This is a genomic window from Nocardia sp. NPDC002869, from assembly GCF_046764065.1.
GTDB lineage: Bacteria > Actinomycetota > Actinomycetes > Mycobacteriales > Mycobacteriaceae > Nocardia > Nocardia rhamnosiphila.
In genome coordinates this window covers 21139-35016 of record NZ_JBKOOL010000046.1, presented here as the reverse complement: position 1 = coordinate 35016, position 13878 = coordinate 21139, and the positions used below count along the sequence as shown (strand labels likewise).

The 13878-nt window shown below is 65.8% G+C and carries 15 protein-coding genes and 1 pseudogene; 9 read left to right on the top strand and 7 right to left on the bottom strand.

Translation table 11 applies throughout. From position 1 onward, the window contains the following. Positions 1–34: 34 nt before the first annotated feature. The gene (locus tag ACLML9_RS11635) at positions 35–2338 is read right to left on the bottom strand and encodes an esterase-like activity of phytase family protein (RefSeq protein ID WP_411945520.1); all 2304 of its coding nucleotides are present in this window, start codon (positions 2336–2338) and stop codon (positions 35–37) included. Between the two features lie 271 nt (positions 2339–2609). Then, complete coding sequence (locus ACLML9_RS11630) at positions 2610–2933, bottom strand: hypothetical protein (protein ID WP_411945522.1); 324 nt, start codon at positions 2931–2933, stop codon at positions 2610–2612. Between ACLML9_RS11630 and ACLML9_RS11625 the strand changes: the two genes are divergently transcribed. Next, entirely contained in the window at positions 2865–3470 is a 606-nt protein-coding gene (locus tag ACLML9_RS11625; protein WP_411945519.1) for a WXG100 family type VII secretion target, read from the top strand. The two genes, ACLML9_RS11630 and ACLML9_RS11625, sit on opposite strands and share 69 nt — an antisense overlap. Continuing rightward, entirely contained in the window at positions 3467–3760 is a 294-nt protein-coding gene (locus tag ACLML9_RS11620; protein WP_411945518.1) for a WXG100 family type VII secretion target, read from the top strand. Before ACLML9_RS11625 ends, ACLML9_RS11620 begins: the two co-directional genes overlap by 4 nt. 167 nt (positions 3761–3927) lie before the next feature. On the opposite strand, the gene ACLML9_RS11615 is transcribed toward ACLML9_RS11620, so the two are convergent. Then, a complete protein-coding gene (locus ACLML9_RS11615; RefSeq protein WP_411945517.1) occupies positions 3928–4581 on the bottom strand; it encodes a hypothetical protein in 654 nt (217 codons plus the stop codon). 16 nt (positions 4582–4597) lie between these two features. Between ACLML9_RS11615 and ACLML9_RS11610 the strand changes: the two genes are divergently transcribed. Further along, positions 4598–4726: a pentapeptide repeat-containing protein gene (locus ACLML9_RS11610; RefSeq protein WP_411945516.1), complete on the top strand. Its 129-nt coding sequence runs from the start codon at positions 4598–4600 to the stop codon at positions 4724–4726. 8 nt (positions 4727–4734) lie between these two features. Here ACLML9_RS11610 and ACLML9_RS11605 read toward each other — a convergent pair whose 3' ends face one another. Further along, complete coding sequence (locus ACLML9_RS11605) at positions 4735–5445, bottom strand: DUF3558 domain-containing protein (protein ID WP_411945521.1); 711 nt, start codon at positions 5443–5445, stop codon at positions 4735–4737. 1130 nt (positions 5446–6575) lie between these two features. Between ACLML9_RS11605 and ACLML9_RS11600 the strand changes: the two genes are divergently transcribed. The 4 genes and pseudogenes from ACLML9_RS11600 to ACLML9_RS11585 form a co-directional block, all read left to right on the top strand. Next, positions 6576–7814, top strand: coding sequence for a hypothetical protein (locus ACLML9_RS11600; protein WP_411945515.1), 1239 nt, complete (start codon positions 6576–6578; stop codon positions 7812–7814). Then, positions 7811–8272: a hypothetical protein gene (locus ACLML9_RS11595; RefSeq protein WP_411945514.1), complete on the top strand. Its 462-nt coding sequence runs from the start codon at positions 7811–7813 to the stop codon at positions 8270–8272. Before ACLML9_RS11600 ends, ACLML9_RS11595 begins: the two co-directional genes overlap by 4 nt. 210 nt (positions 8273–8482) lie before the next feature. Further along, a complete protein-coding gene (locus tag ACLML9_RS11590; RefSeq protein ID WP_411945513.1) occupies positions 8483–8953 on the top strand; it encodes a DIP1984 family protein in 471 nt (156 codons plus the stop codon). 409 nt (positions 8954–9362) lie between these two features. Beyond that, positions 9363–9865: pseudogene (locus ACLML9_RS11585) on the top strand (AAA family ATPase); the annotation flags it as partial. A gap of 431 nt (positions 9866–10296) precedes the next feature. Here ACLML9_RS11585 and ACLML9_RS11580 read toward each other — a convergent pair. Next, on the bottom strand, positions 10297–10581 hold the full coding sequence (locus ACLML9_RS11580) for a hypothetical protein (RefSeq protein ID WP_411945512.1): 285 nt from the start codon (positions 10579–10581) through the stop codon (positions 10297–10299). Positions 10582–11382: 801 nt separating this feature from the next. Between ACLML9_RS11580 and ACLML9_RS11575 the strand changes: the two genes are divergently transcribed. Then, complete coding sequence (locus ACLML9_RS11575) at positions 11383–11955, top strand: hypothetical protein (protein ID WP_411945511.1); 573 nt, start codon at positions 11383–11385, stop codon at positions 11953–11955. A gap of 101 nt (positions 11956–12056) precedes the next feature. Then, positions 12057–12467: a YbaB/EbfC family nucleoid-associated protein gene (locus ACLML9_RS11570; protein ID WP_411945510.1), complete on the top strand. Its 411-nt coding sequence runs from the start codon at positions 12057–12059 to the stop codon at positions 12465–12467. Between the two features lie 34 nt (positions 12468–12501). On the opposite strand, the gene ACLML9_RS11565 is transcribed toward ACLML9_RS11570, so the two are convergent. After that, complete coding sequence (locus ACLML9_RS11565; protein ID WP_411945509.1) at positions 12502–12921, bottom strand: hypothetical protein; 420 nt, start codon at positions 12919–12921, stop codon at positions 12502–12504. Between the two features lie 18 nt (positions 12922–12939). After that, the gene (locus ACLML9_RS11560) at positions 12940–13413 is read right to left on the bottom strand and encodes a hypothetical protein (RefSeq protein WP_411945508.1); all 474 of its coding nucleotides are present in this window, start codon (positions 13411–13413) and stop codon (positions 12940–12942) included. Positions 13414–13878: the final 465 nt, after the last annotated feature.

Here is a 13878-nt window from a genome sequence, read left to right as displayed (position 1 = left end):
GGCTTCGTGCCCGGTCGGCGAGATCGACGCCTGATTATCCGCCGAGATCGGACCCGGCCGGCCCGAGGTCCAGGAACACCGTTTCACCGTTGGCGTCATCCAGACCGTCGTTATCGGTGACCACATACAGATGTCCGTTACCCCCGACGGTGACCCCCTCGACCTTCTCCTGGACGTAACCGTTGGTCGCCCGCAGATCCGGCAGCAGGTCGCGAATCAGCTTCTTCGGCAGGACCTCGGGAGCTTTTTCCGCCTCGGTCACCCCACCGCCGGCGGGGATCTCGACCCGGTAGATCGCCTTCAGCGCGGCGTCCGGACCGTTGAGCTTATCGCGTTCGAGCACGAGCAATCCGCCGTCGTGGACCACGATTTCGGACAATCCGATCCAGTCACCCTGGGCGTCGGTGCTCTCCAACTGGTAGCCGAACCACTCCCACCGGCCGTTCGTGTAGCGCCCGATCCGACCGACACCCTTCGGGTCGCCTTTCAGTTCCCGCTGCAGCACCACCCAGACGGCGTCACCATCGACGGCCACTCCTTCGAGTCCCTGACCGCCCAGCCCGGCCGCGATATCCGCGGGCAGCGCGACGCGCTCTTCGATACCACCGTCGGCGCCTGCGATCACCAGTTCGTTTCCCGTACCCTCTGCACCTTCGACGGCCAGGACGAATCCGCCCTCGGGGCGAGCCGAGAGCCCTTCGATATCGAGCGTTACGGGCGCACCGTTCCCGGTGATCGGGATCTGCCGGTCGATAACAGCCGGCGACCGTGAGGTATCGACTCCGAGGATCCGCGCCGGCCCGTAGGCATTATCGGTGGCGGTGAACAGCCGGTTTTCGTCGGCGGGGTCGGCGGACAAGGCGCCGAGCGCTCCCCAGCCGATCGGTGCCCCGTCGGCCTCCGCCGAGATGATCGACGGGAATACCGGGGTACCGCCGCTTCCGGTGAACGCGTCACCGTAGCCGTAGATATTGACCGCGGCCCGCACCCGGGCCTCGGCGTCATCGGTTTCCGACGCGACCACCAGCAGACCCCGCTGCGGGACCGGCACGATGCCTTCGGGCCCCGGTGTCGTCGGCAGGATCTGGACGAATTTCGGGTCGGTGACATCGCTGAGGTCGTAGACCGCGACGAAGTTGCTGCGTTCGGAGGCGACCAGAGCGGTCGGTCGGCCACCGATCTCGGTGATCGCCAGCCCCTCGGGTTCCGGGCCCTTCGCCTCGGCCCGGCCTTCGTTGTGCAGACCCGTCTGCACCGTCAGCCGCTCGAAGGTGTTCCCGGCATCCCACACGACGGCACCGGTGGCGGCGTCGAAAATCGACCAGCCCCGGGTGCCGCCCTTCCAGTCGCCTTCGTTGGCGGTGGCCAGGTGGTCGTCGCCGATCCAGCCGATCGCGTCGGGTTCCCGCGGGGTCGCCGGAATGGAGCCGGTCTGCTCCAGCACACCGTCCTCGACGGTATCGATACCGTTCACCGCCACGGTCCCGGCGTCGAAAAACGACGACACCACTCCCGTCTTCCCGTCGATGACGGCGATCCCGTTGTTTTCCTGCAGCGTCACCGCGACCTGGCCCCGGGAATTGATGGACACATATTCGGGCTCGAGGTCCTCGGGAGTGTCCAGGCCCGCGGCACGCGCGGCCTCCACATCGAAATCGACACTGCGCGTCTTCCACTGGGCCGGCGCCCCACCGAGGTCGATGAGCTGGACGAACCCGGTCGGCTGCTGCGGCAGATCGCCCTCGTCGCCACCGGCGGGGGTGAACTCCTCGTCGCGCTGATTCTCCATCGCGACCGCGGCGAACGACCCGTCCTTACTCATGGCGATCGAATCCGGCTGGCCGCCCAGATCGATACTGTGCACCCGGCTGCGGTCGCCGACCCGCACCACATCGAGGCGACCCGACGGTTTCGTGAAATCGCCACCGGTCGTATCGACGACCACCAGTACGTACTCACCGTGGGCGATCACCGAGGTCGGCTGATCGTCGGCGTGGCCGAGTTCGGCCAGCGACAGCGTGCCCAGTCCGGCCGGCTTCGCCGGATCGCGGATATCCAGGAACCCGATCCGTTTGGCGGTGGCATCGGTGTAGATGAGGATGTTGCCGTCCGGCGTCACGGTGGAGATCTCGGCCACGGTCTCGGTATCGATCGGCTCCCCGGCGGGCCGGTTCGTGTACACCGGGTAGGTGGCCAGCCGGTGGTAGCTCTCCGCGGCCGGCGGGTTCCAGTCGATCGACGACCCGTCCCTGCCGGATTCATCACTCGAGCAACCGACTGCCAACAGCGCTACGGCAGCGGCCACAGCCACCACCCGACTCGGGTTCGACGTCGTCATTGATCCTCTGCTTCACACACGGGCACGTAGTCGCGCCAGCTTGGCGTCCGCAGATGAGCTCTCGGCAACCGATCGGCAACGCCAAGGAAACGGACAAACGTCCAACTGAATCTGAACGGCTCGATTGTGGCGGCGGCGAACTCCGTGAATACGACCGTTACCACTCACTCCCCCGCGTCCTTCCGAGCAGCCGGGGTGTCGGGGCTTGTGACTACCAGCGGAGCGGGATGACACCGGCCCCCGCTTCCGAACGCCCTCGATTGCGGACCGTCTACCGCACCGCACGAAGTGCCGCGGCGATCCGTTCTATATCCAGATCGACCACGACGTCGTCACCGTTCCACACCCCGCGCTCGCTGATCGCCAGCCCGATCAGGGCCAGCTCCGCCGCGTCCGCACGCAACGCACCCTGTTCCCGGCTCTCCTCGCCTATGTCGTCCGATTCGTCTCGATTCCACGCGGCCATCGCGGATTCAGCCGTTGCCCGGGGTATCCGCACTTCCACCCGGCCGATCTGTCGATCGAAATGGGCACCGATCGTCCGGAGCACCTGCCGATCCGCCGCGTACCGCGCGTACTGATCCTGATCATCCACGCTCCGAGGATAGGCAGTCCGGCTGATCACCTAACTCGGCCGCATCGTCATGCCCGCCGGACACCTGGCCCTCATGATGCCGTCGGCCCTCGGGCTCGCCGTCGAGAAAGACCTGCAACGGCAACCGAACGATCCCACCGCCACTATCCACCTGGCCAATCCCCACTATTCACAAGGGGCCCTTCTCTGATAGCTTCGTCCTCATGGCTGATCCTGGGGGGGATCCCGCACCCGACCGATGCCGTCACCGTCGTACCCGACGAGGTGCGAGCGGTGGGGCAGTTCGTCGCCGATATCGCCCCGAATCTCCGCGCCGGCCTGGATTCGGCGAGTACGGAAGTCGATGCCCTGCTCGCCGACGGTTGGCGGGGTGACGCCTCCGACGAGTTCAGCGGCGGCTGGACCGAGCTCCGTGACGGTGGCATCAAAATCTTGCAGGCGTTGGACGGGATGGCTGCCGAGCTGGGTATTCAGGCCGGCAGTTACGAAACCACCGACGACGGTACCGCTCAGCAGTTCCCGAGTTTGAAGCTATGAATTCGGAATTCACCGTCGATGTCGAGTGCCTCGACGCCATCGTGACGCGCCTGCCGAACCTGGCCACATATCTGACCGAACAACTCGACCTCATCGACGACAAAGTCGCCGGCCTGGACGGAGCCTGGGAAACGGTCGCCGCCGCCTACCGCGACGCCCACCTGATGTGGTGCGCCGGGGCCCGCGAATTCGCCACCGGTCTGGCCGATATCAGTGATGCGGCCCGCACTGCCCACACCCGCTACACCACCGCCGCCGAAGTCAACCGGAAAATGCTGCAGGACGGGTGAACCATGGCGTCGGTTATCGACTCCGGCATGTATTACACCGCCGCCCAGAAATGCCGCTTGCCGGCCGGGGATATCTGCCTGGCGTTGGGGCCGCTGCACAGCACCCTGGTCCATGAATGCGGGGGTATGGCCGGTGACCACGAGAAGGCCGCGGCTTGGACCACCGGCTACGACCAGCATGCCGCCGATATCGTTACCCTCGCGGCAACCTTGGCCAACTCGCACAGGTCGGCCGCATCCCCAACGGGGACGTCACACAACTCGGCAAAGCCAAAGACGCCCGGCAGGCATTTGCCGACCACCCCACCACCACCGGTGCGGCCGACCGGATCAAAGGCATCAACGCCGCCTTCACCGGCAGCACCGACCCCGATATCACCGATATCGAAACCAAACTCACCACCCTGACCCGCGCCGCGGAAATGCTGGCCCAAGCATCCAAAGCCCTGGTCACGCCTGTAGGTGAGCACCGCGACGCACTCGCGGACATGCGCGATGACATCCAAGCCGCAGTCGCCACCGCCGGTAAAGAGATCACCGCCGCCATCGTCATCACCGCCGGAATCGTCGCGATAGCCGCCTTCGCCTCCGCCGGCCTCGACGCCCCCGCAGCAGCCGGCGGCGGCGTCTTGGTCACTGCCGAAATCGTCACCGCCGCCGCCGGAATCATCAAAAACGCCGTCACCATCAGCCGGCTCCTGATCATCTTCGGCTCCGTCGTCGCAGTCGGCACCGCCTCCGGCGCCTTCACCGCCATCCCCGATCTCACCACCAACGGCATCAACGCCGCGCTGGCCTCCATCGCCGCAATGAGCGTTCACATAGGTACGGACGACGATGGAGGTCCGCCAGATTCCACGGTTGCAGCGAGTGACCTTCTCGGGCTCGGACCTTCGTCGAGCAAACTTCACTGGTTGTCTGCCGTGGGTTACCGTCCTCGGCCACGACAGAAGTGGTCCTGCGTGAACGCGGTCTCACTCGTCGAGCGCGCTCGCCAATACAGTGGCGGCCTCACGGATCTCACCGCAGGGGTCCGGAGCATCGGCCGCGGGAGCTGCCGTCAACGTGACACCGAACGTCCCATCGGGAGCTTCGACAACGGCATCACACGCAGGCAAGGTCGTCCCCGTCACCCGATAGACGACGGCAGGACGGCGGTTGATCGGCGCGGAATCGAAAACCTCATGGTCCTTGTCGGCGCCGACGTCGGTAACCGATTCCGTACTCGTGGTGATGTTGAGCGACAGGATCGGCATTTTCTCGCCGTCGACCATCGAGTAGCGACGGAAACTACAGCCGATCTTCGTCAACAACGAGCTGCCGGTGATTTCGGCTGCCTGCCGTTGACGGCTTCCGGGGTCGAACCCTACCCGGTCGATCAGTGCATCCTCGACTTCGAAGCACGGATCGAATGCGACCTCACCGGGCACTGCATTTCCAGGAGCGGGCAGTACAGGTAGGCCGATGCCCTCGGCAGCGGGAGCGGCGGACGATTGCGCAGTGGACGTGCTCGCCTCCGATGGCGTGATGGGTGCAGACTCCGCCGATTCGGAGGGCCCGCACCCGGTTACCAAGCCGACTACCGCTGCCAGGCCGACGGCCGCAGTCGGAACAACAGACAAAAGGTACCGGCGCGGAGCACGGTGGCCCTGGCTGTTCGTCCTGAATGAGCACCGATGTAGCACCACGAACTATCGTCCCCACTGTCCGGCCGGTTGAATCGACGACGGTAGCCGACGACTCCCACCTGCGAGTCAACCGGAGTGTAGTACGGGAGCCGGGCCACCGATGTACACCGCCCGCAGCCGGAGGTGTTATCGTCCGAGAGCGTACTGAACGCAGATCCAAGGGGGGTCGTGGTCTCGAACTACCTACGTCGGCGTCGACTGGGCGAGTCGGCTGCGAGGTTCCGTGTAGACGGTTTCGTCCCCGGCAACCCCTTCGAAGCATCGTGAAAAGCCGTGACCTACACGCCCGCATCGACGCCTTCCTGCGTGACTTCCTCCGCCGCGGTCCGGCAAGTAGTGGGCGTATCCAGGCACTCCGCCTCGTGGCGGCGGTCGCTGTCGCAGCGGGCATCATGGTATTCGTCTCCCAGGTCGGAAACCCCTTCGTACAAGACGAGGGAGCGGCCGTAGGCAATTCGACTGTCTGGAAACCCCCGGGACCGATCGGCCCGACCGATCCGCCCCCGCCACCGGACCATCCTCGCCTCGAACCACCATCGATGACTTCGGTCCCAGAGGGTGAGCCGCAGCCGGTACCGACCAAGTACGGGCTCACTTATACGGTGCCGTCCGGAAATGGGTGGCGACCGAGCAATCAGACAGTCGTGGGCTATTCCGATCCGTCCGGGCATGGAACGCTCGCCACCTACGGGGCCGTCAGCGACTACGGCGCGCACTACTGCCCCGAGACGGACACCTCTTCCCTCGCGTTCATCGGGGTCCGGGGACGAAACGGCTCAGACGTGGCGACGGCCGCACGTCAAGAGATCGAGAAAACATCCGCTCTCTTCGCGATCCCCGGAGCCCGCCCGCCCCGCGTGGAAATAAGTCCGCCCACGGAGTTCGGCCTCGACGGCCGTCCCGCGGTCCGTTACACAGCGTCGGTTTCCGAACTGCCGCAAGTCGCCTCATGTGATCCTGCCGCGTCGGAGTTCACGGTCGTGGCCACACCTGCACCCGCGACCGCGGAAATCGCGGTCTTCGTGTTGCGCCGGCATATAGGTCTGGAGGGGGCACTAAGCGTGAGCGCAGTCGACGACATAATTCGAACGATTCGAGAGAGCACATAAGGGTGAGGGTGTAATCAATTGGTAGAAGATTTCCGGGCACACGCCGGCGAGATCGCCGGTATGGGCAACCTCATGGAGGAGATCGGCAAGGATGCGTGGAACGCTGCCGACTTCATTCGCAAGGAGGGGCCACCTGCCGAATGGTTGAACGCGGAGATCATCAACGGTCTGCTGGAACCTTTGCGGACGTTCTCGGAAACCACCCGGATACGCATGCTCGGTATCGGAACGACAACCGCCGACAGCGCGCTCTCGCTACGAGACGCCGCATGGCTCTACGTGGACCAGGACAACCGGACCTATGAAGCACTGAACCGGCAAAAGGTCAATCTGCTCGCACCGGGCCAGGAGGTTCCGGCGCTCTCCGATCAGGAGGCGGTGGGGGCGACCAGCGCTTTCGAGGGCGCGGTTGCGTACCCGAAACCGGAGAATGTGCAGCTCGACCCACCCACGGCGAACAAAGAAGAGTTGATCGGCCTCATCGGGGACGTCGCACCACCTCTCGGGGCGGTCAACGACACGGTGAAACGCCTGACCAAGGCTGCCGGCAAGGAGTTCGATCCGCTGGGCGAAGCCTTGAAGCCGATCCCGGGCAACTGGACCGAGATCCGCCGGATCGGCGAGGCGTACAAGATCGCCGGCCAGGCGCTCGAAGCGTGTGGAAAGAACCTGGAATCGGGCGCCAAGCGCGTCGACGCATATTGGGACGGCCAGGCGGCACTCGCGTTCAGCGACTGGTCCGCCCGTCAGATCGCCGCGATGAAGTGGGAAGGCCCTACGGGGAGAATCATCTCCGAGGGCTTGGGCATGGTCTCGGATGAAATCCGGGACGCGATTCGCAGTGTGCTCACTTGGCTGTGGGAAATGCTCGAAAGCCAGGTCAAGATCGACGGCGTGACGGACGCATTCAAGTTCGCCTTCAAGAAGATTCCGGTCGTGGGCTGGACCGCCCAGATCACCGAACTGGCGTTCAAGATCAAGGACATTATCGAGCGCGCGGTGAATTTGGTCGATCAGATCAGGAAGCTGGTCGAGGCGGTCCAGAAGTTCTTGGAGGTGCTCCGCGATCCCGCGCAATTCGCACGCGACCAGGCCAACCAGAAGTTCGAGCAATTGGTGGAGCCGTTCGCCAAGGGGGTCAAGGCAGCGGACATCATGAACGACGCGAGACTCGCGGCCGATCTGTCGCAGACCAACAACCGCCCGGACCGATCCTATGACGTGGGCACGGGCCAACAACCCTGGGCGAACGGATGAAACCGCATAACTTCTCCGACCGGGATCCGGATGTCGATCCGGCTGTCGACGCCGCGTACCGCAAGCTGCTGAGCGCCGTCGACGACCTCCGCACCGCGCGTATCCGCATGGACGAATTCGATATGCAGGCCTTCCTCGACGAGCCGACCGAGGTCACCGAGGAATTCATGCAGGCGCTGGCCAAACGACCCGGCGCCTCGCCAGAACTCACCGACTACTGGATGCGGGTGCAGCGCAATGAGTGCCAGTGGTCCGAAATCGAGATCTGGGCTCGACCGCTTCCGCCGGAGGTGGCCGAGATCAAGTCGTCGGACCGGTTCATCTGGAATTGGAGCGCGGCGCCTCGCCCGCCGGAGGTTCCGCCGCTTCGTCCACGCCCCGAGCCCGGCACTGTCGGCCCCTCTGATTGGCCCGACGACTTCGACGACTATCCAGATGGGCGATCTTGGCTCGTCTGACGCGTGCCCCTGCAACAGGAACGCCCTTCCGAGCGATTCGGAGTCGACCTGACCCGGCTCAATTCAGTGCGCCACGGAGTGGGTGATATTCGACGGGGCGCCGCGCGGGTTGTAGAGAACTCGTAATCGAGACGGAGTCGTACCGAACAGGACCACCCACTCCGTATACGACATACTCGAACCGTCGTGGTCGTGACCGAAAGTAGGGATGTGAAGCTAGCAGAGGCTTTGTCGTTGCGTGCGGACGCAGTGCGCCGTATCGAACAACTGCGCGCCCGGATCGTCGGCAACGCCCGGTTCCAGGAGGGCGAGGAGCCCGCCGAGGACGCGGCGGCGCTACTCGGCGAGGCCGGCGAGGTACTCGAAGAGTACGAAGCGCTGATCCGGCGGATCAATCGCACCAATGCCGCCACGAACATCGGCCCGGACGGCACCCTGACCGACGCGCTCGCCCGGCGGGACGCGCTGCGGTTGCGGCATTCGGTGATCACCGACGCGGCGGACGCGGCCGCGGGCAAGAACCGGGGCGGTTACACGCGGCAGCTCCGGTGGGAGTTGAAGACCCTGTCCGCGCTACCGGTCGCCGAACTCCGGGCGCAGGCCGATGGGCTCGCCGCGCAGCTGCGTGAACTGGATGTGCGGATCCAGCGCGCCAACTGGGAGGTCGACCTACTGGATTGACCCCAGCAGTGGAGCAGGTAGCCGGTACGGAGGCGCGCACCGACCCGCTGGACCGACGGGCAATCGGTCACCTCCTGGCGCACGGAGGGCAGTGCGAGGGGTTCGACTCCCCGTTCTCACATCGCAGCCCAGCAACGCGCACAGGTGAGCGCGCACAGCGCACAACACACAACCGGGTGCGGATCCGTCACGGTGAGGGCGGGTACGGGGTACTCCACTGCTGTTTCGGCGCTGCCGGCGGCATCGCCGGATTGAGCGCGGCGCGGCCGAACGGCTCGAAAACCGGAGCCGGCTATTGCATCATGCCCGAAGGACTGAACAGCCCGGCCATGACGGATTTCCCGGCGGAATTCGCGGATCGCGCGCGGCCGGAACCGGTGAGCAGACAGAGAGAGCCGCGGGACGACACATGACGACCACCGAGAGTACCGGGCTCACCTTCACGGCGGAGTTCGCCGAAGCGCTCGACCGCTTGGCGCGCGGTGACAGCCTCTTCCTGACCGGCAAGGCCGGCACCGGTAAATCCACGCTGATCCGCGAATTCCTCCGCAGGACCGAACGTAAGGCGCTCGTGGCCGCGCCGACCGTATCGCGGCGTTGAACGTGGCCGGCCACACCATTCACAATCTGTTCTCGTTCCGGCCCGAGACCACCCTCGACGAAGTCCGCAGCGGCCGGTACTTCCCCGCGCGATTCGCCCCCACCCTACGTGAGCTCGACACGCTCGTCATCGACGAAGCCTCGATGATCCGGGCAGACCTGTTCGATATGCTCGCGGCCGCGCTGCAACGGTACGGCCCCCGGCGCGGTGCACCTTTCGGCGGAGTGCAGCTCGTGCTGGTCGGCGATCTGTTCCAGCTGCCGCCCGTTGTGCTGGACAGCGAATCGGAATTCTTCACCTCACGGTACGAGGGCACCTGGCCTTGCCTGCCATCCCAGCGCGGCGCCCCGTGCCACGGCGAGCATCGTCGGGTCTTCCGGGAGGCTGTCAAGCCCCGCAACAGCCCTCGTGGAACTACAGGCCTCGCGAATCCCCGCAGGAAACCGACGCTACGAGTGACGTAACCCTGATTCCTGTCAACCACCGAAAGCGATATTTGGCATAGATTTTGCATGACTCTATTGACTTGCAGTTACGCTTGCAGTTATCTCTCTGTGGTGGACAGGTGGCGCACGGAACCGGGAGTTGTTCCAGCCGAGGTCGTTCCGGCGAGCCCGGCAACCGGACCGCTGTTCCCGGAGCCACCCGCGCGCCGATCGCTAGGGCCTCGCGACCAGACCACTCGAGTTCGCACGTCACTCACTGTGCGGCGGAGCCACAAGGAGATCGGGTGAGTCAGGTTCTACGAGTCGATCCTGTCGAGTTGCGCGCGTCGGCACTCGAGTTGCAACAGCTCGCTGAGGAGACGGCGCGCATGGTGGCGGATCTGCAGGCCGACCTCGCTCGCGAAGGCGAGTGCTGGGGCCACGACGCGCCGGGCAAGGTCTTCGCTCGGACGTATCTGCCCGGCGCGAAGCAGAGCATGACCGGTTTCGAAAATCTCGCAGCGAGTCTCCGCGCCATGAGCGCCGGCATCCAGCAGGCCGCCGACACGTTCGAGAATCAGGATGTCGAAGGTAGCCTGCACGCCGGCCGGTCGTCTCCGGTCGGCGGCGCCCTCGCGAGTGCTGACCGGGGCGGCTCGACGTTCTCCCGCCCGGCCGGTTACCCGAAACCCGACGACAGCCCCGCACGCCGACCCCTCGAATCGCGACCGGCGGCTGGTGATCCGACGGTCGGCCGGACTACCCGGCAGCGCACCGCGCCCACGGCGGATCCCGGCCGGCCGGCGGGCTCCGGCTCCGATACCGGCCGGCCGGCTCCTGCGTCCGGCACGGTTCCGAACCAATCGACGGGACCGGGACAGCCGGAACTACCCGCCGGGTCGGCGTCTCCTGGTGAGGGCTCCGAGAGCAGCCGGAACCCAGGACAAGCACCGCCGCGGCCTACCGCTGCTGCCCGGACCGAAACTTCGCGCCCGACCCCACCGCTGAAACCTGCCACGGACACCGGCCCGACGACGCCTTCGCCGAGGACGCACACGAGACCACCGGCCGCGCCCGCCGTTTCTGTCTCGTCGTCGGCGGGCGAATCTCGCAAGCCGCCGGGCGCGCCGTGGTCGAAGGCGCCGAACGCGGCCGACCTCGTAGGAAGAGAGACGCCACCACCCGTCTCCCCGCGGCGGCCGACCGGTCGTCCATCGGACTCGCCTCCACCTGCGAAGGAGAAGAGTGGCTCCGTATCCCGGCCTCGCGAATCCGCCGGCGCCCGGCCACCTCGGCCGACCGATGCCGAGGCCCTGCAGATCGCGCGTGAGATGGCGGCGCGGCACGGTCTCGAGATCACCGGCTTCGAAACCTCGGGCATCACCGTACCGACAGTCCAGGAGATGGCCGACGCGGTGGACATCGCCGTGACGAAATATGCGATCACACTGCATGGGATCGAGATCGCAGTCGGCGGCGCCTTGGCGCGAGTCGAAGACCGGGGGCCGGCCTCCTCATCGCGCTCGGCGGTACCCGTGCCGGCGCATTCTCCAAAACCGTGGATAGTCATCGACCGCGCCGGGGCGGCGGACCCCGGATTGCTGGCCGTTCATTCGCGGGCGACAGGCAGTACGCTCCCGGCGCGCCCGATGTACGCGACGATGATGCTCGAGTTCGGTCATGTGCTCGACCTTCTCTGCGGGCGGCGGGCACAGCGGGAGGCGCAACGCACGCTGATCGCCGAATACCTGCGGATGAGTGGCACCAAGGGGAGCAATCTGGGTCGTGTCGTCGACGGCTACAAGCGCTGGCGGTCGCAGCTCGGCAGCTCCTGCTTCGACCACCGGATGCTTTCTCCCGATCGGGCGTTGGCCGCAGGGTTCGCCGCTGTCGAACTGCACGGCGACAAGGCAAGTGGCCCGGCGAAGGCGTTGCACCGCTTGCTGGTGGCGATGGCACAACTGGACCGGCACTGAGGTAACGGCGAGCAGTGTGAAGGTGCCCGATCGGTTCCGCCGTGGCGGTGGTGCTGTCAGTCCTCCGCCATCTGACGCGGGGTATAGGAAGGAGGTCTGAGATGGACCGCAGGGAACTTGAAGTCTTACGTTCGGCCGACAACCGTCTGCGTAATCACGTCGAGCATCTCCTCGACGCCTTCGAGCGGCAACGACCGCTACTCTCCGAGGCATTTCGGCAGCTCGAGGCTGCTCGCTTTCAAGCCCATTCCCCAGATCATTCGATCGAGGTAACCATCGATGCCGGCGGCGTGCTGACCGACCTCACGCTCACCACGTCCGCCTTGCGGAAGTCTCCGGAGGCACTCGCCCACGCCATTGTCGAGGTGGTGCAGCAAGCCGCGGTCTACGCCCGTGAGCACAACGAGGCCATCGTCGCCGACGATATCGCCGATATGCTCGATCTCCCGGATATCGTGCCGGGGACACCCGGCCTCCGCGATATCCGCGCCTTTCTGCGCAACGGCGGTTGACAGGCTCGGTACACCGATGACGCTACATTTGCCGTCATGGCTGCCTCCCGTGGTGGTGAATGTCGTGGTGGGACACTTTCCGCTCGCCGACGAAGACGCCATGCGTCGAATGGCCGAAGCCTATTCGGAAAGGGCCGAATCCTGTGCCGAAAAGGCGGAGTACATAGAGGCCAAGGCGGCACAGCGGCACGCTGACATCCACGGTCGCGCCGGTGACGCGATAGAAGCCAACTACAAACGGGTGGCTGGAGATTATCGCAACCAGTCCAAAGCCAACTACACGCTGGCCGCGCAGTTGTATGAGTCTGCAAACAATTTCGAGTTGCAGAAGTGGACTGTCATCGGCTTTGCGGTGATCCTGTCCTGGACGCTGCTGCACGCCGCGGCCATGTTCGCTGCCGGCGGTGCGATCGAAGCCTACCTGGCTACGATGCGGACGAAAACCGCTCTGCAAGTCGTTACGCAGAAGTTTCTACAATACATTGCCATGCAGGGCGGGACGTATGCGGCAGAACGCAGCGCCCTGGTATTGGCCCGCAATGCGGCGTTTTTCGGTGTGCTTCAAGGTGGCGGCATCCACGCTGCGGCGCAGCTGGAGCAGATCCACGACGGTGACCGCGAATCGCTCGACCTGGAGTCGGCGGGCATCGCGGCGCTTTCGGGTGGCGTCGGTAACCTGGTCGGCGCGGTGATAGGTCAGTCGGCGGGGAGCCGCTATATCGTTCCAGCGACCTCGGCCTTGGCCGGCCGCGTCCGCGGTACCGCCGGGCGCGTGGCCGTACAGGTCGGCGGTACGGCTCTGGTCGGTGGTGCTGCCGGACTCGCCGGCGGTATCGCGGGTGTCGGCGTCTCGCTGGCGCTGTCCGGCGAGGCATTCACCCGTGAGGCATTCAGCGAGGGACTGCTTCCCGCGGTCACCGGCGGATTCCTCGGCGCCGCCGGTCATGCCGCCCGCACCATCCGCGACACTACGCCACCCCCACCCAACCTTGGGGAAGACAGGACGTTCCCCAGGCCCGACCCTGCACCTTCGGATCGGGCAGAATCGGCCTCGCCACACTCCGGAACCGCTACCGAATCACAGGTCGAAGCGCTCGCCCCCGCCGCCTCCGAACAACCCCGTCGCGCCGAAACCGATGTGCCGCCCGGTGCGGCAGCCGGGCCTGGGCCCGGTGCTACCGGTGCCGACCGCCGTCCGGTGCAGGGTCCCGCCGATGGCCCGGCGCGACCGCTCCGAGCAGAGTCACCGGACAATAGTGTCGTGCCCGGGGCGGGTGCTGCGACCGAGCGGTCTGCCACGCGCAACAACCGTGATCCTGTCGATGCTTCTCCGCACCCGGCAGATCCGGACACCGGCGGAGAACACTCCGGTCGGGGCCAGGGTCCAGTACCCGCTCCGAACCCCGAGGTC